Raw genomic sequence first — 20914 nt, 5'->3', positions numbered from 1 at the left:
CGCGGACTTTGCGAAAGCGGTTGAACCTATGCGCCTTTCTGGCTATTTCGGATGATTGCGGTGCTCGGAATCGGTGGGCGGCCTCAGATGAGGGAGCCGCCGGAGACCTCGATGCGCTCGGCGGTGATCCACCGCATATCGTCGGAGGCGAGCGCGGCGATGGCGTCGCCGATCTCGTCGGGTTCACCGACGCGCCCGAGCGCGGTGTGCGCCGCGAGAGTGCTGCGGAGTCCGGGGTCGTCGCGCATGGCACCGCCGTTGAAGTCCGTGGCGCTCGGGCCGGGAGCGACCGCGTTGATGCGGATTCCGCGCGCTCCGAGTTCGACTGCCAGGCTGCGGGTCAGGACTTCGAGAGCTGCCTTCGACGCCGAATAGACCGATGTTCCGGGGCTGGCATGACGCGTCAGCGAGGTCGACACATTGATGATCCGCCCGCCGGCGGGGATATGGGGGATCAGTGCCTGAATGAGGAAGAACGTCCCGCGGAAGTTGGTGTTCACCACGGCGTCGAAATCGGCCGCCGTCACTTCGGTGATCGGGTTGAACAGCCCGATTCCGGCATTGTTGACCAGGACGTCGAGCGTGTCGGTGTGCCATCGGTCGCGGAGCCGTTCGACCAGCTCGGTGCCGAAGGCGTCGAAGGTTTCGATATCGCCGATGTCGAGCGGTATCGACAGCGCGTCGCCGCCGGCTTCCTGGATCATGCGGACAGTGTCGGTGGCGCCCTGGGCGCCTTTCCGGTAGGTCACTACGACCTTGGTTCCGCGGTGCGCGAGCGCGAGGGCGGCGCTGCGTCCGAGTCCGCGGCTCGCGCCGGTGACCAGTGCGATCTTTTCCGATGTCATGCGGGTGTGCCTTCTGTGAATTCGACATGGATGGGCGGGCTTCCGTCCAGCCACTGTGGTAGCGGCTCGACCGGCTGGGGGATACCGGCGGGGTTCCAGGGTTGTTCGAGGTCGGCGATGATCGACCGGAACACCGCCTCTCGCCGGCGTGGATCGTGAACCGGGGTCCCGCGGACGGGTAGATCCGCGCGCACGCCGTGTTCGAGGTGGAACGTGAACGACGGGTTCGCGAGGATGTTGGCGTACCAGCTGCGTCGCGCGGGTTGGGTGGTCAGGTAGATCTGCCGGTCGACGCGGTAGAACCACACTTCGATCCGTCGGCGCGTCCGGTCCGCGCGCCGACGGTCGTGATGTCGATGGTGCGGTCCCGTGCCGGTGAGGCCGGGGTGATGGCGAGAGCGTTCTCGATTGCGGGGTCGATATGGCCTCCGATCGTTCCTTGAAGGTGAGTCGAGTAGCTCACCTCGCTGACGATAGATCGTCCACCTTGGTGAGTCAAGTGACTCGCCTCGCAATATGGGGCATACTTGGGCCATGACTACCGCGCCCTCGACGTATCACCAGCGCGTCGCCGCCGAGAAGCGGACCGCCATCATCGAGGCCGCGACTCGCCTATTTCTCGAATCGGGCTACGACGGCACCCCGCTGTCGCGTATCGCCGAAGCGGCGGCGGTTTCGAAAGCCACTCTGTTCAAACAGTTTCCGACGAAAGCGGCGTTGTTCGAGGCCATCGTCACAGAATCCTGGAACCTCGATATCGGCGAGGATGTGCCACCGCGGCCGGGCGATCTGCGGGCCGGTCTGACCGCTGCCGGACGCCGGTACGCCACCCTGCTGAGCAGGCCGGGTATGGCGTCGCTGTTCCGGATCGTCATTGCCGAACTGCCACGGTTTCCCGAACTCGGCCAGACCCTGTTCCAGACAGGCAAGATGCCCTACTTCGATTCCGTCCGCCGCTACTTGGAAGCCGAGCGCGCCGCCGAAACGGCCGACCTGCACGACAGCGTGACCGCCGCGACCCAGTTTCTCGGAATGATCTCCGACTACGTCTTCTGGCCCCGCATGCTGCTGGTGGACTGGAATCCCGGGCCTGCCGAGATCGAGAATGCCGTGGATCAGGCGGTGCTCACCATGGTGGCACGATACGGCGCAGTGAAGCATCGGGAGGGCGGCGAGTCATCGGAAGGCAGTAGCAGGAAACCGTAGGGGACCTACCCTGGGCATCTGCGGAAAGTCTCCGGTGTCGCGGACGGCGCGGTCGCTGCCGTTCGGCGGTGATCGGTGCGCAGCGCGGCCGCTGTCGGCGACGCATTCGGCGCGAGTGACGGTTGCGGGGGCGTCGTGGGCAGGGTGGGTGTGACTTCGCCGGCTCGTGCGGCCCGGCGTTCGGGGTGCTCGCGATATCGGGGCCTGGAGCGCCGGTCGCTGTCAGCGGGCCGCCTGTGGAGCCCGGGTCTGCACGGTTTGGATCACGTGAACGCACAGTCCCTGCTGTGGGGCGCCTGCATCGGGACGCCTATATCTTGTTCGAGCAGGACGATCCGGTAGCGGCCGCCGCCGCGGTCACCGGTCATATCGTACGGTGGTGCCGGAGCACCCCACTGGACGCGCAGGTCCTGCTCGCGGGTGTCCGCCTCTTCGCTCCCGAGAGCTGGCCCGCCGCCGCGGCCGAGGAGCGCGCCACCGAAACAGCCCGGTGGGCTGCCGCGATCCGGCGGCTGGTCCACTCGTTACGCGACGAAACCGGATTGTCCACGGCGACGATCGTTCTCACCGTCATCGACCTGCCTTACGCCGCGGTGCGGCGGTATCTCACGGCCGACCGGCCGATACCCACAGAACTGGATCTGCAGGTACCGGCCATGGTGCGCACGCTGTTGACCACCCGACCGGAGTCAGTGGACAGCGCTGCGCGGTGATCGGGCTCCGAGACAACCGCCACCCACGGGGCGCGGCGGCCGGCCGACACCCGAACTCAGCGCCGTATCAGGTCGCGCAACGCGGTGGCGATATCGGACGGGGCTTCCTCGGCCATGAAATGGCCCGCGGTGACGGTGCGGTGGTCCAGGTCGGGCGCCCAGCTCGACCACAATGCGGTGGCCTCATAGCCCAGCGCCGCGCCCCAGTCCTGCTGCAGAACCGATACGGGCATCGCCAGCCGGTGACCCGCGGCGCGGTCGGCGCGGTCGTGGTCGACATCGACGGTGGCCGAGGCCCGGTAGTCGGCGACGATCGACGGGACGGCGTTACGGCAGGCCGCCAGATAGGCCGCACGAATATCGGCCGGAATCGCGGCCGGATCGTTGGTCCACTGGTCGAGGAAATAGGAGAAGAACGCATCGGCGCTCGCCGAGATCATCTGCTCGGGCAGACCGGGTGGCTGCGCCATCAGATACAGGTGGAATCCGACGGCCGCGCTGGTGCCGTGCATGACCTCCCACATATCCAGTGTGGGCAGCACGTCCAGGCAGGCGAGGTGAGTGACCGTACCCGGGTGGTCGAGTCCGGCGCGGAACGCGACCAAGGCGCCGCGGTCGTGCCCGGCCAGCGCGAAGCGATCATGGCCCAGGGTCTCGGCCATCGCGACGATATCGGCTGCCATGGTGCGTTTGGAGTAGGTGCCGGCTTCCGCGGCGGGCTTATCGCTGTCGCCGTAACCGCGCAGGTCCGGGCACAGGACGGTGTGGTCGGCAGCCAGATCGGCAGCGACGTGGCGCCACATCAGATGGGTCTGTGGAAACCCGTGCAGCAGCACGATCGGGGTGCCCGATCCGGCGACCGCGACGTTGAGGGCGATATTTTCGGCGACCGGAACACGGTGGTAGTCGAATCCAGGCAAGGTGGGTTTCATCGTCTGTCGGGTTCCTTCTCTCGCGGGGTTCCGCCTGTCCGGCGGCTCGGGGACCAGACTGTGCCGGTGCAATGAGCATCCGATGAACGCCCACTACATTGGGCTGATGCGCTTTCAGGTGCTGGGGCCGGTGACCGTGTACGACGCCGACGGGGAACCGGTCGCGCTGCGCGGGCCGCGGTACCGGGCGGTGCTAGCGCGGCTGATCGTGGCCCGGCGCCGCATGGTCCCCGTCGCCCGGCTGGTGGACGATCTGTGGAACGAACCTCCCGCCGACGCCGTCGGCGCCCTTCGCACCTTCGTCGCCGGGCTGCGACGCGCACTCGAACCGGACCGCCCACCACGCGCCCCCGCTCAGCTGCTCGTCACCGAAGGTCCGGGATACGCCCTGCGGCCCGCACCCGATGCGGTCGACGCCTGGCGATTCGACGACACCGTCCGCGCGGCGGGGCACCTACCCGCGCCCGAGGCCTTCGCCGTGCTCACCGATGCGCTGACCTGGTGGCACGGACCCCCTTATGCCGACTTCGCCGAGGAGGTGTGGGCGCAAGCCGAACGGTCACGGCTCACCGAGCAGCGATTACTGGCAGTGGAACGGCGCGCCGAAGCGCAGCTGGCGCTCGGCGCGGCCGCGGCAGCGGTACCCGATCTCGATGCCCACGTCGCCGAACACCCGTGGCGTGAAGACGCATGGCGCCTTCTTGCCACGGCCTTGTACGGGGCGGGCCGCCAGGCCGATGCCCTCGCTGTCGTCGGCCGCGCCCGGCGGATGCTGGCCGAACACCTGGGCATCGACCCCGGACCGCAACTGCAACGGCTCGAACAAGACCTTCTTCTGCAAGCCGAACACCTGGACACGCAGCTGGCCGACCCCACCGTCCAGGTGTGGCAGCAGGCGCGAGCCGCCTACGACAGCACGGTCCCGGCCGGTGCCGGCGCCCGGCTGCGATCAGCGGCCGGACTCATGCGCGACCTCGCGGTCACCGGTGGCGGCGGACTCGAAGCCGCCCGCCGCAACCGCACCGCGGCCGTGGCCACCGCCGACCGGCTCGGCGACCCGGAGCTGACCGCGCGGGTGATCGGCATCTACGACGTGCCCGCCATCTGGACCCGCTCCGACGACCCGGCTCAGGCCGAACGGCTGGTAGCGACAGCGGAACGGACGCTGCTCCGACTCCCCGAACGCGACGATGCCAACCGTGCCCGGCTGCTGGCAACGATCGCTGTCGAATCACGTGGCACGCTACCGCGGGAACACCCGACAGAATCCGGGCTGCGGCCGCTGCGCGCGGCTCGCCGAGCCGAACAGATCGCCCGTGGGCTGCACGATCCGGCACTGCTGGGGTTCGCACTCAACGGTGTGTTCATGCAGAGCTTCCACCGGGCGGGCCTGGCCCGGCAACGCGATGTACTCGGCTCGGAAGTTCTCTCGATCGCCACTCGGAACAACCTGATCACCTACGAAGTGCTCGGCCATCTCATCCGGCTGCAAACCCGGTGCGCCCTGGCCGACCCGGCCGGTGCCGACCGGCACGCCGAGGCCGCCGACAGTCTCGCCCGCCGTCACGCCCTGCCCCTGGTGAACGTATTCACCACCTGGTACCGCGCCCTGCGCGCCGCGACAACCGACACTCTCGACGTCGCCGAACGCGCCTACGAATCGGCAGCCGCCACCCTGACCGGTGCCGGAATGCCGGGACTCGAGCGCGGACTGACACCGTTGGCGCGGCTATGCCTGTACCTACGCCACAACGACGTCGACAGGATCGCCGCCATGGACCCCGACATCGGGTGGGGTCCCTACGCGCCGTGGGTACGTCCGGCCCTGCTCGCGGCCCGCGGCGAAATCGAGCACGCGCGAACCGTATTGCGCCGAATCGAGTCCCCACCACGAGACCTGCTGTTCGAAGCCCTGTGGGTTGTCATCGCACAGGCCGCGATCGCCGTCGACGACGCAGAGGTCATGCGTCGAGCCCACGCACAGCTCGCGCCCGCCGCCACCGAGACCACCGCACAAAGCGGATTGCTCGACCTCGGACCCGTGCGAAACCATCTCGACGAACTCTCATCGCACCTGTCTCGCCGCCTCCGATGATCGTCACCCGACGTCGGTGGTATCGATGATCGATCCGGGGTTCGCGGCATACAAGATGCGCGAACTCGTTCTGGAAATGGGCCTTTCGCACAGCAAGGCCGCGTTTCCGACTCCGCTGGCACCGAACGACCAGGTGGTCCTCGGCGGCTGACGCCATTCGGTGGATGCGTCCGGATCCAACGCGTCCACCGTGTACCAGGGTGTGGCGATCGGCGCGCGGGTCATCGAAGCGCCAGTTGGTCCCGTCGCTGGCGCTCGGCCAGGTCAGTGGCAGTTCCGGCGCGCACGTCGACTGCCTGCGGGCCTTTCGGTCCGACGACGATTTCGAATGCGACGATTTCTTGCGCGCGGAGTACCTCGTCCCCGGCTGGTGCGCCACCTCGTTCCACCAAGAGATCAGGTCCACCGTCGGCGGCGGCGATCAAGCCGAAGCCCCGGTCTCTGTCGAACCATTTCACCGTGCCGTGTGCCATCGCGGTCTCCTTACTTCGACGCGGGAGAAATTCGTTCCGGCGCGGTGGTCGGATGGGCTCTTCGGCGGCAGAACGTCGAGGTTCGACCGGAGTGGGACCGCGGACGCTGCGATCGGTGAACCACAATGCCGATCAGCATGCGTAGACGCCGTTCATATCGGCGGGAATTCGACGTCGGCTCACGTGTCCGGCGGATCGGGCTGCACGTCGGCGCAGTCACCGCGATAGCCCGGTGAGCACGACGTCGATGGCACGATCCAGGGTGGCAGGCTGCACCGACATCGTGGCTGACGCTTGTGCAAGCCCGCGGATGAGCAGGTAAACCTCCTCGACCGTGACCGAAGGGCGCACCGCGCCGGTCTCCTGCGCCTGCAGGAGGACCACGCCGACCGCGACCTTCAGCCGGTTCGATGCGGTGGCGGCACTGCGCGGAAGCCTCCCGTGGTCGTCCAGTGTCGAGGCCAGTGTCAATTTCGTGGCGCCGGTTTCGATCATCGCCCGCACCAGGGTGCGCCATGCCACGGCCTGGTCTGCGTCGAGGGCGAGCGCGTTGGCGCGTTCGGTGAGCTGATCGAAATGTCGCAGCAGGGCAGCCTCTATCAATTCCTCCTTGGTGGGGAAGTGGCGGAAGACTGTAGCGATACCGACACCGGCCCGCCGGGCCACCTCCTCGGTCGATCCAGAGCCCCCGTGCGAACCGAATACCTCCTCGGCCGCGGTCAGGATCCGTTCCCGGTTCTCCCGCGCGTCCTGGCGCATTCAGGACCTCCTTCCACTCCCGGGCTCGCAGAACACTTTAACCGGAGTCTGGACTTCGGTACGCTTACCGAAGTCCAGACTCCGATCAAGTCAGGAAACACCATGCCACAACCGTCCACACCAGCCGATGTCGTCCGCGCTGTCGCCGCAGGGGTCAGCCGCTTGGTTTCCGGCAACCTCACCGAGCAGCAGAAACAGGCACAACTGGATCATCTCGCCGGCCTGTACGCGGAACAAACCGATGTCCGGCACCCCTTCGCCCCCCTCGGCGACACACCGTTGCGCTCCCGTGCCCGGATACGCAACCACTTCGCCGAGGGGCCGGCCCGAACGGCAGGAGTAGAACGGTTCGAGCCGACAGGGCAGGTCTACGAAACCGCCGACCCGGAGGTGGTCGTCTACGAATTCAGCTACGTCGGTTCGGCGAACGATCGCCCCTTCTCGATCCCGTGCATCTTCGTGGTGCGAGTACGCGATGGCCGCATCGTCGAATCCCGCGACTACAGCGACCACGTGGGCTTCGCTCGCGCCTTCGGTCGACTCGACGACCTGGCCACTGCGCTGGCGGCAGGCTCCCGATGAGGACACCGACCCTTGCACCGCAACCATTGTCGCGACGTCGAAATCCGCCGATACGAAGACGTGGAAGGACTTCTTCACCCCGGCGGGATATTCGATCCGTCTGGTTGTGAAAGCGGCCGGACACGCGCTTTCGAAGGACCGGTCGCCTTCCCCGTCGCGAGCGACTCCGGATTTTCCGGGTCTGCTCGGTGAGGTCCTGGATTGCCGGACTGTACAGGTATCAGGCGAAGAGGGAATTGCGGCGGTGGCCGAGCGTCGACGGCGAAGCGACCGCCGCTCGAGGCGGAGATGTACTCATGGTCGATTCGTCCGTAGCAGGTACCGGCGTTCGGCGTAGGCCATGTCATCGCGCCACAACCGTGCCGCCGCGCGGCCGATAACCGGGCGCACCAGCGGCAACAACCGGTGTACGTGTCGGAACCCCGGTCGTTCGGAACTGGCGATGGTCGCCTCCACGACCGCGGTGCGCGCGCGACCGGCGGAATCGACACCGATCGGGGTGGCATGTGTTTCGACGACACTGCCCGCCCCTTCACCGTCCACGATGCGCATCACGATCGTGCGGGGGTCCGGGCAACCGAACTCGGCGCGGACCGGCACACCGAGTCGGCGGGTCACCCGGAATGTCACGTCCACCAGGAACTGGTGATTCTCCTCGGTGATCCCGTCGCGCGGAGGAGTCCGGGCCACGTCCAGGCGAGCGAACGAATACGGATGGAACCAGGAACCGTGCCACGGGTCGAGCCGGTTGGCGATGATGTCGCGCGGTTCGCACGCACCCACGAGCCGAGTCACCGCATGAACTCTGGCGTCGGCGGGACGTGGACCGATGATCGGCGCATCGGTCGGCACTTCCGCCCCCAGCGCGTCCAGCCGCACCCAGACCAGCACACCGTCGTCGAAACTCGGGTAGGCGCGCCACCGCGTGCTGTTGCTTCTATCGCCCACTCGTAAACCGTGCCAGCGGCAGATCAGCGCATCGTCGTCGACCCGCGCGGTCGCCAGGGACGCGCCCAGATGCGGGCACGCGCCAGGGCCCGCGTGCAGGTTGCCCCCTCGGTCGCGCCAGACCACGACCTCCCGGCCCCCTACCCGCACACCGAACGGGTGGCCGCGGCGGATCGCTGTGCTCGCGGCGAGGACGTACCAGTTACCCGAAGGGCGCTGTTGCGACCAGCGCAGCGCGGCCTCGATCAAGCGGGGATCGGCGTCCGAGTACGTCGGTTGTTGCCGCGACCACCGCTGCGGCGAGAACCGCTGTAGCGGTGAGCTCTGCGGCCACTTCCCGATCGAACCAGGGCGCGGGTTCATCGCAGTCGCCTTTCACGCGTAGCGAGGGTGCGCAGGACTGCCGAGCGCCCCCGGACCGGAACCGTGTAGAGGTCGTGCCCGGCCGCGCCCCACTGGCGCAACACGGTGTTGGCCGCCATCCAGCCGGTCGTCGCGGCCCGTTCCATCAACGCCACCGGCAGATCGACCCGGATGCCGTCGCCGGCGAGTACCAGCCGTGGGTTCGGGGTGGCGATACCCGGGCGGGCGGCGAAATCTCCTGGAGAGAAGCGGGGACAGTCCTGGCGCCACAGCATGGTCTCCCCGATGATCTTCGCCTCCGCGGTCTCCGGATACATCGAGTGGAGCCGGGTGAGCAATCGGTTGCGCAGTTCTGCTCGCGCCCGGGGCGGTGGTGTCGTATCGGCCACCGCGTAGGCGTGCAGTTCGACAACACTGCCGGCGTTGTCCCGGGCCCAATTCGTGGCCTGCTGTTCGTAGCGATCGAGGACGCTGATGTTGTCGAGTGGCGGCGTACCGCCGGTGCCGAGGAAACACGCTCGCTCGGCGCGCACCGGGCGATCCAGCCAGAGTCGGTGCACCGCGAAGGCCGGGGCGAGGGCCAGTGCGGCCACTTGTGCGCGCCATCGGTCGTCCCCGAGCGTCGGTGATGCCGCGACGATATTGCGGAGACCGGCGATATCGGTGGCGAGCACCACCGCATCGGCTCGCGAGGTCGCTCCGGCGCTGTCGGCCAGCCGGAAACCTTCGCCTTCGGTGTCGATGCGGTCGACGGTCACGCCCATATGGAAATCTACGGTGCCCGGCCGCGTCGACGTGGTCGGCCCGCTCAGATATTCCGCGAGTGGCGCCCACAGGGCGATGTCGAAATTATCCCGCGCGACATCGAAGACGAGCCCCTCGCTGGACCCGAGGAAGTAGATGTGGAACATCATCGCCAACTCCGCAGCAGACATCCGCTGCGGATCGATGAAGAAGCTCCGGGAGAACACCTCGAACGCCAAATGCCGCGCAGCCACCGGAAAGTTGATACCGCGCAGAAAACTCTCGGCGTCGAGGTGATCGAGGCGCGCGTAGATATCCGGCACCGACACCGCGGCCAGCGGCGCGGCGGCACGGGCGTTCATCCGGGCGAGGTCACGTAGCCCGAAGGTGGGGCTGCGCAGCGCGAACGCGAGCGCGTTCCACGGCGGGGTATGCGGCAAGCCGCGGAACGAGTCGCGGCGACCGTGGGCGTCGACGAGCGGATAGTCCTCCAGTCGGCGCAGCCGACCCAGCGCGGGATCGCCGCGCAGCAACAACTTTCGAAGATTGTAGTACTGAGCGAAAAAGGCGTGGAAGCCGCGGTTCATGCCCACGACGGTGCCGTCGTCGAGTCGCTCGCTCCACGCGCCCACGCGCCCGCCCAAGTAACTCTTCTGTTCGACGACCTCCACCCGACAGCCTCGCTCGGCCAAACCTGTCGCGGCCGCCAGACCCGCGATTCCGCCGCCGACGACCACCACCCGGGGCGGTGCCCCGCAACGGCTCAAATCCCGATGGCCGGGTGATTCCGGGAAGTGCACGCGCCGCCGATCCGGCCGGGATCCGAGCCGTCCGATGGTCATGGCCGCGGGCCTGTCCGACGCTGTCGTGTGTGTTCCCACCCCAGCAGTACCGCGGTCACCAGGGCGAATCCGAACAGGAAATCCTCCACCGGAATATCCCACGGAAACCGGAGCCCGAGTACATGGTCCGGGTTGTACACCACGACCGGTGCGTCGAGCCTGGTGAGCCAGCCGTCCACCAGAATCTGGAAACCCAGGACGGTGAGCATGGTCAACCAGTAGGCCGGCCGCCGGAACAGTCCGGTGTGCAGCAACGCCGATTCGGCGACACATACGACGATCACAGCGGCAACAGCGGGCAGCGTGTATCCGACTCCGGTGAAGTTCATCGCCCGGTCGCGTTTTCGGTCCTGTCGAGCCGGTGACTCCGGAACGCGAGCAGCGTCTCGACCGCGTTGAAGGTGAGCAGACCACAGATCGGCACCACGAGAAAGAACAGGAACTCCTCCAGCGGTATCGCACCGGGTAAGAACACTCCGAGGATGTATCGGTCGTCGAAGTCCCACACACCTGCCGCGATCGCCACCAGATCCCACGCCAGGAACAGCGCGGCGGCCGGCCACAACGCACCCAGAAGCAACCGCGGACGCCGATAAACGCCGGCACCGAAAACCTCCAGCGGTGCCGTCGGTGCGAGACAGGCCGAGAGCGCGAGCAGGTAGTGCCAGTGATCCATGCGGGCTCCTCAGTGGTGTGCACGCGGTTCGTCGGCAGTGGCAGGTGCCGGTGTGTCGGATGCAGGCGGGCGGCTCCGTACTCGCCGTGCTCATCAGAGCTTCCCGCTCGGCGACGAGCCGATATCGGACCGGGACCCATCGGCGCCGAGATCGGCGAGGATATCGCAGATGATGTCGAACGGCGACAACGCGGCGATCTCGCGCGCCAAACATGCTGCCGCCGAACGGTATCGGCTGTTGGCCAGTACCTGGTCGACTGCCGCCGCTATCGACTCGGACTGTGGTCGTGCAGTGCCCAGGTCGATTCCGGCCCCGGTATAGGCGACCCGTGCCGCGATTTCCGGTTTATCGGCGCTGTCACCGGCGACGATCAGAGGAACACCGTGGCGGAGAGCCTCTTGTACGCCGCCGTATCCGCCGTTGGTGATCATCAAATCGACGCGCGGGAGCAGGTCGGAGTAGGACACGAAATCGGTGACCCACGTGTTCGCCGGGATCGGCGCGAGCGGAGCCCGTGAGCCCCCGGTGGATGCCACCACCACCGTGTCGGTTCGCTCGCCCAACGCTGTGACAGTCGGTCGGAGCAGCTGATCGAGGTCACCGTTGTCCCACGTTCCCTGGGTCACGTGCACCACGGTTTTCGTCGCACCCCGCTCGCCATCGCACCCTGTCGGCGGCATCGGTCGAGAAATGTTGATCGGTATCGGTCCGGTGAACACCACCGATCGCGGCAGGTCGCTACGGGGATACTCGAAACCGGGCACCGTGAATTGCAGGAGCCGGTCTGCGAGAACCGGCCAATCGAGTAAGAATTCCGGCGCCGGGCCGAGGGCGAATTCGCGCAGTATCGCATCGAGTCGCCGTTGGCCGGCACCGAACAATACGTGGTGAACGAACCAGTTCATTGCGGTGTAGTCACGGCCCGGCTGCGGTTGCCATCCCATACCGAACGGCGGTGTGTCCGTGCTCGACAGCATCAGCGGAACGACCCCGCAGGCGAGCACGGGCGGGCGGGCGGCATCGGACAGCAGCAACGGTAGGGCGCCGGTGAACATCACATCGACGAACACGGCATCGAACTGCACGCGCTCCAGTTCGTCGGCCAGCGCACGATACTGCCCGGGGATCGGATCGAGGTAGCCCGCGCGCAATTCCGAGCGTCCGGTGCGCCAACGCCCGAGCAGACCGGGCGCCCGACCCCCGCGCCGGACCGGTACAGCCGGTGCCTCGATCACCTGATCGGCGCAGGAAATGCCCTGCGCCGTCACGGTCTCGCGGAACAACGAGCCGGTAAGGAAGCGCACCTGGTGTCCACGGTGCTGTAACTCCACAGCCAGTGCAAGCATGGGTCCGATGTGTCCAGGTATCGGAGTCGCTGCCAACAGATATCGCGCCATGCCGAAGTTCCTTCGCTGGTCATCCTCCATGCCACAGAGAAACCGAGATCACCCGCACCGACTCGCTGGTCGGTCGCGAGGTCCGCCACGACCGCCACTCGAAAGGGGACGAGCTCACGAGACAGCTTCGAACGGCCCACCCACGACATGAGCTCGGGTTCGACATCCCGGCCACCGTCAGCCGAAGCCGCCGGGTGAAACCGCTCATGACCCATCAGCGGTCACCCGAGCTGTTCGGTCGGCAATTATTTCAGAACTCGACGGTTCGACCGGTTCGACGCGCCGCCGCGGCCGGCTCGGGGCAGTGCAACGGATCGAGCCGACATCAGGTCGGTAGCCGGATGAAGCCATCATGCCTGCTGTGAGACGGCTGGCCGCATCGCGACCGGTGCACTGGAAGAGTTCGCACTCGGACGGGTTGTGCAGACCCCAGCGCGACACCGGTGTCGAAATTCGCGACCAGACCCCGACGCAGAATCCATGCGACCGATGTCCGAATTCGCGATCGACCGACTCCCGTATTCCACGACCGAAGCCGGGGCTGTCGCCGCAGTCGGGCCCGGTATGGAAAGTCGACCGTGCCTTGGACCTGTCGACCCTGAGTCACCAGAGCCCGTGATGACCGACCCGAGCCGAGTGTTGTCCGGCAATTTGCTGCGACGTCGGGTCGTCTGCCTGCTGTCGCCGTGGGAGCGGGTAAGAGTGATCCGATGGGGTACTTGCGTGGCGTGTCCGGTGGGAGGTGATCAGTCCCCGTACTCCGACGGTGAGGCGGCGGGGCAACGGCACCCGGGCGCGCTGGGCGAACACAGCGAAGTCGCTGTCTTCGATCCGGTCGAGTATTTCCGAATACAGTGTCAGCGCGGTGGCGACGCAGGCCCGGGAGCGGGGATGGAGCAGGGCGATTCCGTGCTGGGCGTATCGGTATCGGGCACGGGTCAGCGCGTGCTGGTGGGCCAGGGCACGCCGCAACCGCGGGTCTGTGCGGCGGTGGTCGTGACACCAGTGCAGCAGGTCGCGGTCCACGCCGTAGGCGGCGAGTTCGTCGGCGGGAAGATAGACGCGGCCGCGGGCGAGGTCTTCGTCGATATCGCGCAGGAAGTTGGTGAGCTGAAAGGCGTAGCCCAGCGCGGCAGCGAAGGGGGCGGCTTCTTCGTGCGGGGCGACGGTGCCGAGTACCGGCAGTACTTGCAGGCCGATGACTTCGGCTGATCCGTGCACGTAGCGGTCCAAGGCGCCGCGGTCGGGGTAGTCGGTGATCGACAGGTCCATGCGCATGGAGTCGAAGAACGCTTCGAACAGGTGCGGCGGCAGTCGGTAGGTGTCGGCGGTGTGCGCTACCGCAGCCAGGGTGGGGTCAGCGGCGGTGTCGTGGTGGCGGAAGCGGTGGATGAGGGTGTCGAGGTGTGCGGCGCGGACGGTGACATCGGTCGCGGAGTCGCCGGTATCGAGGATGTCGTCGGCGCGGCGGGCGAAGCCGTAGAGGGCGTGGATGGCGGGGCGCTGGTCGGGAGCCAACAGGCGGGTGGCGAGGAAGAATGTCTTACCGTGCTGGGCATTGAGAGCTCGGCAGGTGGTGTAGGAGCGGCGCAGCGCCGGGTCGTGGATGTGGGCGGCATCCAGTTCGGTGCGGTTCAAGGGGTCGGCCTCCGTTGTCTGCGTGCGGTGCGCGCGCGAGTGGGACGGTCGCGGGGCGAGAGCGTGCCGGTGATGCGGTCGGCTGCCAGGCGCCCGGAGATCAGTACCGGGGGGATTCCGACTCCGGGCACCGTGGAGCCGCCGGCGAGGACGACGTTGTCCAGGCCGCGGATCATATTGGCCGGGCGCAGCGGCCCGGTTTGGGACAGGGTGTGTGCCAGGGCGAACGGGCTGCCGGCGAGCATGCCCTGGCGAGCCCAGTCCGCCGGGGTGATCGTGTGCAGGATCTGCACACCGGAGAGCGGGGTGGCCAGCCGCCGGTTCACGGTGGCGAGTATTTCGTCGATGTAGGCGGGTCCGTCTGTGTCCCAGTCGATCGCCGCGCGTGCGAGGTTGGGCGCGGGCGCGAGGATCGATACGAGATCGCGCCCGGCCGGGGCGAGGGTGGGATCGGTGGCGGTGGGGCGGGTGAGCAGTAGGGACGGGTCTTTCATCGTCCGGCCCTGGTCGAGGATCTCGGCGAATGTCTGTTCCCATGCCGCGCCGAACAGCAGGCTGTGGTGCGCCAGATGCGGGTTCGGGTCACAACTGAGGTGTGCGACGACGGCCGAGGGCGCGGCGATCGGCTTTTGCGGGCGGCGGGACCGGTGGCCGAGCAGTGCGTAGGTGTGATGCAGTTCGGTGGTGCACACCAGGACGTCGCAGGCGATGCGGCGGCCGTCGGTAGTGGTGACGGCGTGGATGTGGGAGCCCGACCGCTCGGCGGAGCTGACGGTGGTGTCGTACTCGAACCGGACGCCGGCCGCGGTGGCGGCTGCGGCCATCGCGTCGGGCAGTGCGCGCATGCCGCCGAGGGGGAAGAACACTCCGCGGATGGTGTCCATGTAGGCGATGACCGCATAAGCGGCCAGTGCGCGCTGGGGTGCGACGCCGGCGTAGAGGGATTGGAAGGTGAACAGTTTGCGTACGTCGGGATCGCGCAGGTGGCCGGCGATCACTCGGTCCCAGCGGCGCAGTGCGCCCGCCGCTACAAGGCGGGCTGTGCCGGGAGTGAGAAGCGCGGCCGGTGAGTCGAAGTTGGTTGCGATGAACCGGTCGAATTCGGTGTCGAAGAGGCCGGTCAGCCATTGCCGTAAGCGCAGGTAACCGGCTGCTTCTCGGCTGCCGGCGAAGTCGGTGATCGCGGCGGCCATGGGTTCGGCGCCGGTGTGGACCTCGAGGGTGCGGCCGTCGGCGAATCGTGCGTGATACGCGGGGTCCACGGGGACCAGACAGATGTGGTCGTCGGTGTCTTCGCCGACAGCGGCGAACACGTCGTCGACGAGGTCGGGCATGGTCAGGACCGTCGGTCCGAGGTCGAGTCGGTGACCGTCGATATCGGCGCGGGCGGCGCGGCCGCCGGGCACCGCGTCGCGCTCCACGACGGTGACAGTTCTGCCGCGGCCGGCCAGGTGCAGCGCGGTCGACAACCCGGCCAGGCCTGCGCCGATCACCACGACGTGCTCGGTGCGGCCGATGACGTGACGCATGAGTGTGCTGCCTTCTTTCAGGATTGCCGGGCGGTGCATTCGACGGCGAGTTCTTCCAGTAGCGCATGCTCGCCGGCAGGTAGCGATGCAGCGGCCAGCGCGTGTCGGGCGCCGGTGAGACGGTCGCTGATCATCGCCTCGATGCGCGCGGGCGCGCCGGTGGCGGTGATCAGTGTCCGGACCTGCTCGACGGCTGCCTGGTCCAGTTCGGGTGCGGCCAGCAGCGTGCACAGGTCGCGGCGCAGCCGGGGGGCGGCCATTTCGATCGCAGCTACGAGCACTGTGGAGGCTTTGTGCCCGGTGATGTCGTTGTCCCCGGGTTTGCCGGTGAGCTCGGGGGATCCGTAGACGCCGAGAATGTCGTCACGTAGTTGGAAGGCTTCGCCGATGAGGTGGCCGTACTCGGCGAGCGCAGCACGGGTCGCGTTGTCGCTGCCCGCCATGGTCGCACCCATGACGAGTGGCCATTTCACCGTGTAGTCACCGGATTTCGCGCGGGCGATCGCCAGCACCGACTCCAAGGACGGGGTCGCGCGGATATCGTTGCCCAGATCCGCGAACTGGCCTGCCGCCAACTCGATCCGCATTCGATCGTACAGCGGCCACACTCTGCTCAGCGCCGCAGCGGGTACGCCGCTGTCGCGCATCATCTGCTCCCCCCACACCAGGCACATATCGCCGAGCAGCGTCGCGGCCGATTCGCCGAATCGCCGGGAGCAGCCCGCCATCGCCCGCAGGCGATGTTGTTCGGCGAACTGCACATGCGCGGCTGGGCGACCACGTCGCCGGGCGGCTTCGTCCATCACATCGTCTTGCAGCAACGCGAACCCGTGCAGCAGTTCCAGCGCTGCACTGGCTCGCAGCGCGGCCCGGCTCTCGCCGGCTCCGCACAGCCAGCCCAGATACATGAAGGTCGACCGAACGCACTTGCCCCGGCCGACGTACTGCCACAGCACGTGCGACATGTCGATACCGGCCGAGGTATCGAGACGGCCGGCACAGAACTGCGCCAATTCGGCCAGCATCAGCACTCGTATGCGCTCCTGCCGACGCCCGCCGCTCTCGGTATCTGCGCCGGACAGCACCGTGATGCGCGAGGCGTATTCGCCGTGACCGTGGTGGCCGTTCTCTGCGTTCATCAGCGCTCCAGCGTGTGCGTGGTTCGGTAGCTGTCGAATCAACCCTACTCGTATTCGATGCATAAACGATGCGTATTCTCAGAGGATATGCACCGCACGCATGATCTCGTCGACACCTTCCTCGAGGGTGCCGACATGTGTCGCTACCGGGATGCGACCCACCAGGGCGGTGGTCCATCCGGGCCCGGCCAGCAGCAACCGCGAGGGGACACGACCGCCGGCGGTTATCGGTGCGGGCGAGGCAGTGCGCCGGGTCTGCGACCACAGCACCACCACCGGCCGCCGCGGCTGGCGGGCGATGGCAGCGGCCAGCGCACCGGCGGGCAGCGAAGCGCCGAGCAGCACGGACGGGACCGAGGCCTCGGCCAGCGCGGCGCGCAGCACCTCCAACGGCAGGACATGGTCTTCGTCGACGGTGCAGGCCAACAGCACCGGCGCGAGTCCCGCAGCGGGGTGCAGCGGCGGCACCGTGCGGTGCAGGGCGGTGGTGATCGCCCAGGACAGGACATGTTCGACCTCGATCAGCCCCAGCTCGTGGGCTTGCCGGTCCACGATCTCGGCGAACACCGGACGGCACAACAGGTTCCACGTCCGCACCACACCGTAATGGGCGATATGACGGGAGAACCGAGCCAGCAGATCGGCCGAATCGAGCCGCTCGGCGGCCGCCAGCACCGGATCCCTGTCGCCGAGTATCGGTTTCGGGTCTGCCGCCGCGCGCGCTGCCTTTGCGGCCGTCACCGGGCTGGCCCCGGCTCGAACGAGATCGACCATCCTGCCCAGGACCGCGACATCGCCGGTGGTGTAATAGCGGTGCTTGCCCGGAGTGTGATGCGAGGGCCCCAGGCCGTAGCGCTGAGTCCAGCTGCGCAGGGTCGCCACCGGGACACCCAGCGTGCGGGCGACCGTACTCACCGTGAAACCGACCTCCGGATCATCTCCGGAGCCCCTGTCGCCCTCGGAACCGCTGTCATCCTCGGTCACCGGCACCCTCTTTCCCGATCGTGAACGCACTCCGACCGGCGGGGAGGCGGCCCGGATCGCCTCCCCGCGGCGTGACCCACCCGGGTCGACGTGTGCCGGACGAACCCGCCGGCACGTAATGCCTCACCGTGTCGACAGGCACCCCTGCAAAGTCTGGAAGTCTCCGGCGAATGCCGGGCCACCGGTGCAGGTGGGAGTGGAGGTCCCGGTGACCGTGACAGTCGCTCCCGGTCCGGCGATACCGATCGACAGTCCCGGCCGCACCCCGCTGGTACTCACCTGCGACCCGGGGCCCACCGCGATCGCTGCCGGACCCGACAAGTATTGCGAGGCCGAACTGGCCCGGCCGCCGTCGGCGGCGATCGCCAGCGACAAGCTCGTCGCCGCCGCATCGGCGTCCGCGTTGCCGTCGACTCCGTAGGCCGCGGCTGCGCCCCCGGCAGTGCTGATCGCCGAGCACGAGGCGCCGGCGTCGGCGGCTTGCACCACCGCCGCATCGGGTGCGGGACAGGCGGCCGGGGGCGCGGCGCCGGCTGTCGGCGCCCCGGCGAGCGCGCACAGCGCTCCGGCGCCGGTACCCATCAATACTCCGAATGCGCGGGCTTTCGTGAAGTGGAACATGACGGTCTCCCTCGTTGTCGAACCTGATGCCGACCACTCCCGTGTCCGGGGGTGACCGGACGAGCTGAACTTTTCCGTCTGTGAGGCTTCACACTACTCGCCAAGTGATGCAAAATCGACGCACCAGAGATATTCGGTCAGCGGGGTGCACGACGTAACGAAGCCACGGGCTCGACCGCACCACTGCAATACACGATCGTGAGCCACCGGCCGGCCACGGCGCCCCGCCCTTTCCCCGGAAGGGCACGACATGAGAATCCGCAAACCCGCCGCGGCGCTGATCGCGGTGTCATCCGCCGCCGTGACGGCCGGCGCGGCCTGTAGTCGCGATACCTCGACCTCGGAGACCACTGCCGGCGCCGAGGAGGCGTCGACCACAATGCCTTCCTCGCAGGACACCGCGGCCGCCGCGGCGGCGCCGATCGGTCCCGGATGCGCCGGGTACACCCAGGAGGTGCCCTCCGGGCCGGGCTCGGTCGGACAGCCGGCGACCGAACCGTTGACGGTGGCAGCGGCGAACAACCCCCTGCTGACCACCTTCACCGCCGCGGTCTCCGGCCGGCTGAACCCGCAGGTGAACCTGACCGAGACCGTGGACGGGGGTGAGTTCACCGTCTTCGCGCCCGTCGACGACGCTTTCGCCGCCCTCGACCCCGCCACGGTCGAGACACTGAAAACGGATTCGGCGCTGCTGACCACGATCTTGACCTACCATGTCGTGCCGGGCCGGATCGGTACCGACGATATCGCCGGTACCTTCGGCACTGTCGAAGGGTCGGAGGTCACCGCTACTCGTGACGGCGATCGGATCACGGTCAACGACAGCTCGGTCGTCTGCGGCGGCATGGGAACCGCAAACGCCACCGTGTACCTCGTCGACAAGGTCCTCATCCCGGCGACTGTCAACGGTTCGTAACCGCCGGCGACCATGCGGGTGGCCGCACATCCCGGGGGTTCCGACGGTGTTTTCCGACGCGATTCCGCCGAGTTTCGGCGTGCGCGTCGAGGTTGCCGGCAGACGATCGTCCACCGGCAACCTCGTTCTCGGATCGTATCCGTGTCCCGGATCGCGCCGTCGGTTCTGCCGCGGTGATGCCGGCGGCGGCGTGGGTCAACGGTTGGTGGTGATGCGGGTAGGTGCGCAGGAGCGCTGGAACGGATCACGGGCGCGAGGGTGGCGCGGATCGGGTGATCGCGGAACCGCGGGACCGGTGGTCATGGCCGATGCCATGATCGACTCCCACCAGGGGCGTAGTGGGCTGGGGTCCGGCCAGCGCACCACGGGGGTGCCGGTGTGTTCGGGGGCGGTCGCGTGGTGGCCGTCGATATCGGGGATTGTCGTACTCATGGGCGGTTTCCGGGGTGTCGGGCTGCACGAGCGGAGTATCGCCGGCCGGATCGTAGGCCGTCGCCGCTGTGGGCGATCCGGCCGGCGATAGGACGGGGACAAGGGATGACACGGGTGGCTTCGGGGCCACGGGAGGTGGCGGTCACGGTGTAGACGACCGGTTGCCCGGCGGTGAGGGTTCTGTAGCCGGGAGTGTCGACTACGGAGAAGTCGACGAACACTGCGGGCCCGGAGGTCGGGGTGAGGAACCCGAATCCTTTCGTGGTGTCGAACCAGGCAACTCGGGCGTGATGCCAGCGTGGCGGGCGATCGTGGTGATGGCCGGTGCCGGGGTGGGCGGGGTCAGTAGGCGAGGCAGTAGTAGTCATCGTCGTCATTGCAGGGGGCGGGGATGATCCGATTCCGGTCGAGGCGGTCGCTGATGTCGGCGGTGTCGAAGGCCGGCCGGGCGCGTTCGGGTGCGGGGTGCCTTGCGGCGGTGTCCAGGCCGAGGGCGCGGCCGCGTTCGTCGACGGGGGCATGCTGCTCGGCGCGGTCGAGTTCGCTGCCGACCGGAACGAGGGTGGTGGCCATCGCGGTCTCTCTTTCTCGCACAGGGTTTCGCACTGCCGAAGGTGTTCCACCACCTGTGCTGGGTGCAGGGGCCGGGTGGGCCCGCAAGCCTGGTGTGCTGAACGGGCCCACCCGTCGAGTGGAAGAGAATTCGAATGTGACGATTGCCGTTACGGCTCGCGTGGGATGGAGTATCGCGGCACCTGCTGTTGCCATACACGGTGGCCGGGCACCGCTGCCGGCGCACTTGTGCCGGCGATGTGGTGCGCTGGTGCAGGCTCCCGGGAGTCGATACCTCGCGCCCGCGCGAGAACCTCTGGTGCGCAATGCAGGAAGGGCATCACCTCACTTTCACGAGCCGATGGCTACCGGGTGGACGTGCGCCGGGTGGGGCGGTCCACGCCGGCACGTCGGAACGGGCCGGTCTGCGCCACGCCGGGCGCCGACCGGTCGTCGTGCGTGTGCGCGGGACGCGTGGTTCGTGCCGTCGCCGCGGCGGCCGCCCGCGGCGACGGGCGGCGTCGGCG

General features: G+C 67.9%; 24 protein-coding genes. 6 read left to right on the top strand and 18 right to left on the bottom strand.

The features are described 5' to 3' along the window. Positions 1–83 precede the first annotated feature (83 nt). Positions 84–845, bottom strand: a complete 762-nt coding sequence (locus ACWCPQ_RS06460) for an SDR family NAD(P)-dependent oxidoreductase (protein WP_449895473.1) — start codon at positions 843–845, stop codon at positions 84–86. Further along, the gene (locus tag ACWCPQ_RS06455; protein WP_449895471.1) at positions 842–1153 is read right to left on the bottom strand and encodes a hypothetical protein; all 312 of its coding nucleotides are present in this window, start codon (positions 1151–1153) and stop codon (positions 842–844) included. The genes ACWCPQ_RS06460 and ACWCPQ_RS06455 overlap by 4 nt, the downstream gene beginning before the upstream one ends. Positions 1154–1379: 226 nt before the next feature. Here ACWCPQ_RS06455 and ACWCPQ_RS06450 point away from each other — a divergent pair, with 226 nt between their 5' ends. Both ACWCPQ_RS06450 and ACWCPQ_RS06445 read left to right on the top strand, forming a co-directional pair. Beyond that, positions 1380–2051: a TetR/AcrR family transcriptional regulator gene (locus ACWCPQ_RS06450; protein WP_449895469.1), complete on the top strand. Its 672-nt coding sequence runs from the start codon at positions 1380–1382 to the stop codon at positions 2049–2051. Positions 2052–2338: 287 nt separating this feature from the next. Then, positions 2339–2764: a hypothetical protein gene (locus ACWCPQ_RS06445; protein ID WP_449895467.1), complete on the top strand. Its 426-nt coding sequence runs from the start codon at positions 2339–2341 to the stop codon at positions 2762–2764. 56 nt (positions 2765–2820) lie between these two features. Here ACWCPQ_RS06445 and ACWCPQ_RS06440 read toward each other — a convergent pair whose 3' ends face one another. Further along, the gene (locus tag ACWCPQ_RS06440; RefSeq protein WP_449895465.1) at positions 2821–3696 is read right to left on the bottom strand and encodes an alpha/beta fold hydrolase; all 876 of its coding nucleotides are present in this window, start codon (positions 3694–3696) and stop codon (positions 2821–2823) included. Positions 3697–3802: 106 nt separating this feature from the next. Between ACWCPQ_RS06440 and ACWCPQ_RS06435 the strand changes: the two genes are divergently transcribed. Together ACWCPQ_RS06435 and ACWCPQ_RS06430 are read left to right on the top strand one after the other, a co-directional pair. Beyond that, positions 3803–5791, top strand: coding sequence for an AfsR/SARP family transcriptional regulator (locus ACWCPQ_RS06435; protein ID WP_449895463.1), 1989 nt, complete (start codon positions 3803–3805; stop codon positions 5789–5791). A gap of 25 nt (positions 5792–5816) precedes the next feature. Next, entirely contained in the window at positions 5817–5942 is a 126-nt protein-coding gene (locus ACWCPQ_RS06430; protein ID WP_449895461.1) for a hypothetical protein, read from the top strand. 70 nt (positions 5943–6012) lie between these two features. Here ACWCPQ_RS06430 and ACWCPQ_RS06425 read toward each other — a convergent pair whose 3' ends face one another. Together ACWCPQ_RS06425 and ACWCPQ_RS06420 are read right to left on the bottom strand one after the other, a co-directional pair. Beyond that, complete coding sequence (locus tag ACWCPQ_RS06425) at positions 6013–6264, bottom strand: cold-shock protein (protein ID WP_449895459.1); 252 nt, start codon at positions 6262–6264, stop codon at positions 6013–6015. Between the two features lie 216 nt (positions 6265–6480). After that, the gene (locus ACWCPQ_RS06420) at positions 6481–7023 is read right to left on the bottom strand and encodes a TetR/AcrR family transcriptional regulator (RefSeq protein ID WP_449895457.1); all 543 of its coding nucleotides are present in this window, start codon (positions 7021–7023) and stop codon (positions 6481–6483) included. Positions 7024–7125: 102 nt separating this feature from the next. Here ACWCPQ_RS06420 and ACWCPQ_RS06415 point away from each other — a divergent pair, with 102 nt between their 5' ends. Continuing rightward, positions 7126–7605 carry a nuclear transport factor 2 family protein gene (locus ACWCPQ_RS06415; RefSeq protein WP_449895455.1) on the top strand — a complete coding sequence of 160 codons (480 nt, stop codon included), beginning with the start codon at positions 7126–7128 and terminating at the stop codon, positions 7603–7605. Positions 7606–7899: 294 nt separating this feature from the next. On the opposite strand, the gene ACWCPQ_RS06410 is transcribed toward ACWCPQ_RS06415, so the two are convergent. The 10 genes from ACWCPQ_RS06410 to ACWCPQ_RS06365 all read right to left on the bottom strand — a co-directional run bounded on the left by ACWCPQ_RS06410 (position 7900) and on the right by ACWCPQ_RS06365 (position 18487). After that, the gene (locus ACWCPQ_RS06410; protein ID WP_449895453.1) at positions 7900–8916 is read right to left on the bottom strand and encodes a DUF5914 domain-containing protein; all 1017 of its coding nucleotides are present in this window, start codon (positions 8914–8916) and stop codon (positions 7900–7902) included. Further along, a complete protein-coding gene (locus ACWCPQ_RS06405) occupies positions 8913–10502 on the bottom strand; it encodes an FAD-dependent oxidoreductase (RefSeq protein WP_449895451.1) in 1590 nt (529 codons plus the stop codon). Before ACWCPQ_RS06405 ends, ACWCPQ_RS06410 begins: the two co-directional genes overlap by 4 nt. Next, positions 10499–10831: a lycopene cyclase domain-containing protein gene (locus tag ACWCPQ_RS06400; protein WP_449895449.1), complete on the bottom strand. Its 333-nt coding sequence runs from the start codon at positions 10829–10831 to the stop codon at positions 10499–10501. The genes ACWCPQ_RS06405 and ACWCPQ_RS06400 overlap by 4 nt, the downstream gene beginning before the upstream one ends. Then, positions 10828–11178: a lycopene cyclase domain-containing protein gene (locus tag ACWCPQ_RS06395; protein WP_449895448.1), complete on the bottom strand. Its 351-nt coding sequence runs from the start codon at positions 11176–11178 to the stop codon at positions 10828–10830. Before ACWCPQ_RS06395 ends, ACWCPQ_RS06400 begins: the two co-directional genes overlap by 4 nt. A gap of 93 nt (positions 11179–11271) precedes the next feature. Continuing rightward, complete coding sequence (locus ACWCPQ_RS06390; protein ID WP_449895446.1) at positions 11272–12525, bottom strand: glycosyltransferase; 1254 nt, start codon at positions 12523–12525, stop codon at positions 11272–11274. Between the two features lie 654 nt (positions 12526–13179). Further along, complete coding sequence (locus ACWCPQ_RS06385; RefSeq protein WP_449895444.1) at positions 13180–14214, bottom strand: phytoene/squalene synthase family protein; 1035 nt, start codon at positions 14212–14214, stop codon at positions 13180–13182. Next, positions 14211–15743 (bottom strand): phytoene desaturase family protein, encoded by a 1533-nt coding sequence (gene crtI, locus ACWCPQ_RS06380; protein ID WP_449895442.1) that lies wholly within the window; start codon positions 15741–15743, stop codon positions 14211–14213. The genes ACWCPQ_RS06385 and crtI overlap by 4 nt, the downstream gene beginning before the upstream one ends. A gap of 17 nt (positions 15744–15760) precedes the next feature. Beyond that, entirely contained in the window at positions 15761–16882 is a 1122-nt protein-coding gene (locus ACWCPQ_RS06375) for a polyprenyl synthetase family protein (RefSeq protein ID WP_449895440.1), read from the bottom strand. Positions 16883–16960: 78 nt separating this feature from the next. Continuing rightward, complete coding sequence (locus ACWCPQ_RS06370; protein ID WP_449895439.1) at positions 16961–17866, bottom strand: MerR family transcriptional regulator; 906 nt, start codon at positions 17864–17866, stop codon at positions 16961–16963. Positions 17867–17989: 123 nt separating this feature from the next. Further along, the gene (locus ACWCPQ_RS06365) at positions 17990–18487 is read right to left on the bottom strand and encodes a DUF6764 family protein (RefSeq protein ID WP_449895437.1); all 498 of its coding nucleotides are present in this window, start codon (positions 18485–18487) and stop codon (positions 17990–17992) included. Positions 18488–18737: 250 nt separating this feature from the next. On the opposite strand from ACWCPQ_RS06365, the gene ACWCPQ_RS06360 reads away from it, so the two are divergent. Further along, positions 18738–19403: a fasciclin domain-containing protein gene (locus tag ACWCPQ_RS06360; protein WP_449895435.1), complete on the top strand. Its 666-nt coding sequence runs from the start codon at positions 18738–18740 to the stop codon at positions 19401–19403. 195 nt (positions 19404–19598) lie between these two features. On the opposite strand, the gene ACWCPQ_RS06355 is transcribed toward ACWCPQ_RS06360, so the two are convergent. From ACWCPQ_RS06355 to ACWCPQ_RS06345, 3 genes are read right to left on the bottom strand one after another with little or no spacing between them, the layout of a single operon-like run. Further along, entirely contained in the window at positions 19599–19835 is a 237-nt protein-coding gene (locus tag ACWCPQ_RS06355) for a hypothetical protein (RefSeq protein WP_449895433.1), read from the bottom strand. Further along, the gene (locus ACWCPQ_RS06350; protein ID WP_449895432.1) at positions 19832–20203 is read right to left on the bottom strand and encodes a cold-shock protein; all 372 of its coding nucleotides are present in this window, start codon (positions 20201–20203) and stop codon (positions 19832–19834) included. The genes ACWCPQ_RS06355 and ACWCPQ_RS06350 overlap by 4 nt, the downstream gene beginning before the upstream one ends. After that, a complete protein-coding gene (locus ACWCPQ_RS06345; protein WP_449895430.1) occupies positions 20178–20408 on the bottom strand; it encodes a hypothetical protein in 231 nt (76 codons plus the stop codon). The genes ACWCPQ_RS06350 and ACWCPQ_RS06345 overlap by 26 nt, the downstream gene beginning before the upstream one ends. Positions 20409–20914 lie beyond the last annotated feature (506 nt).

Source organism: Nocardia sp. NPDC001965 (assembly GCF_053594175.1).
The sequence above is the reverse complement of the archived record's forward strand: the minus strand, read 5'-3'. Positions and strand labels throughout refer to the sequence as shown.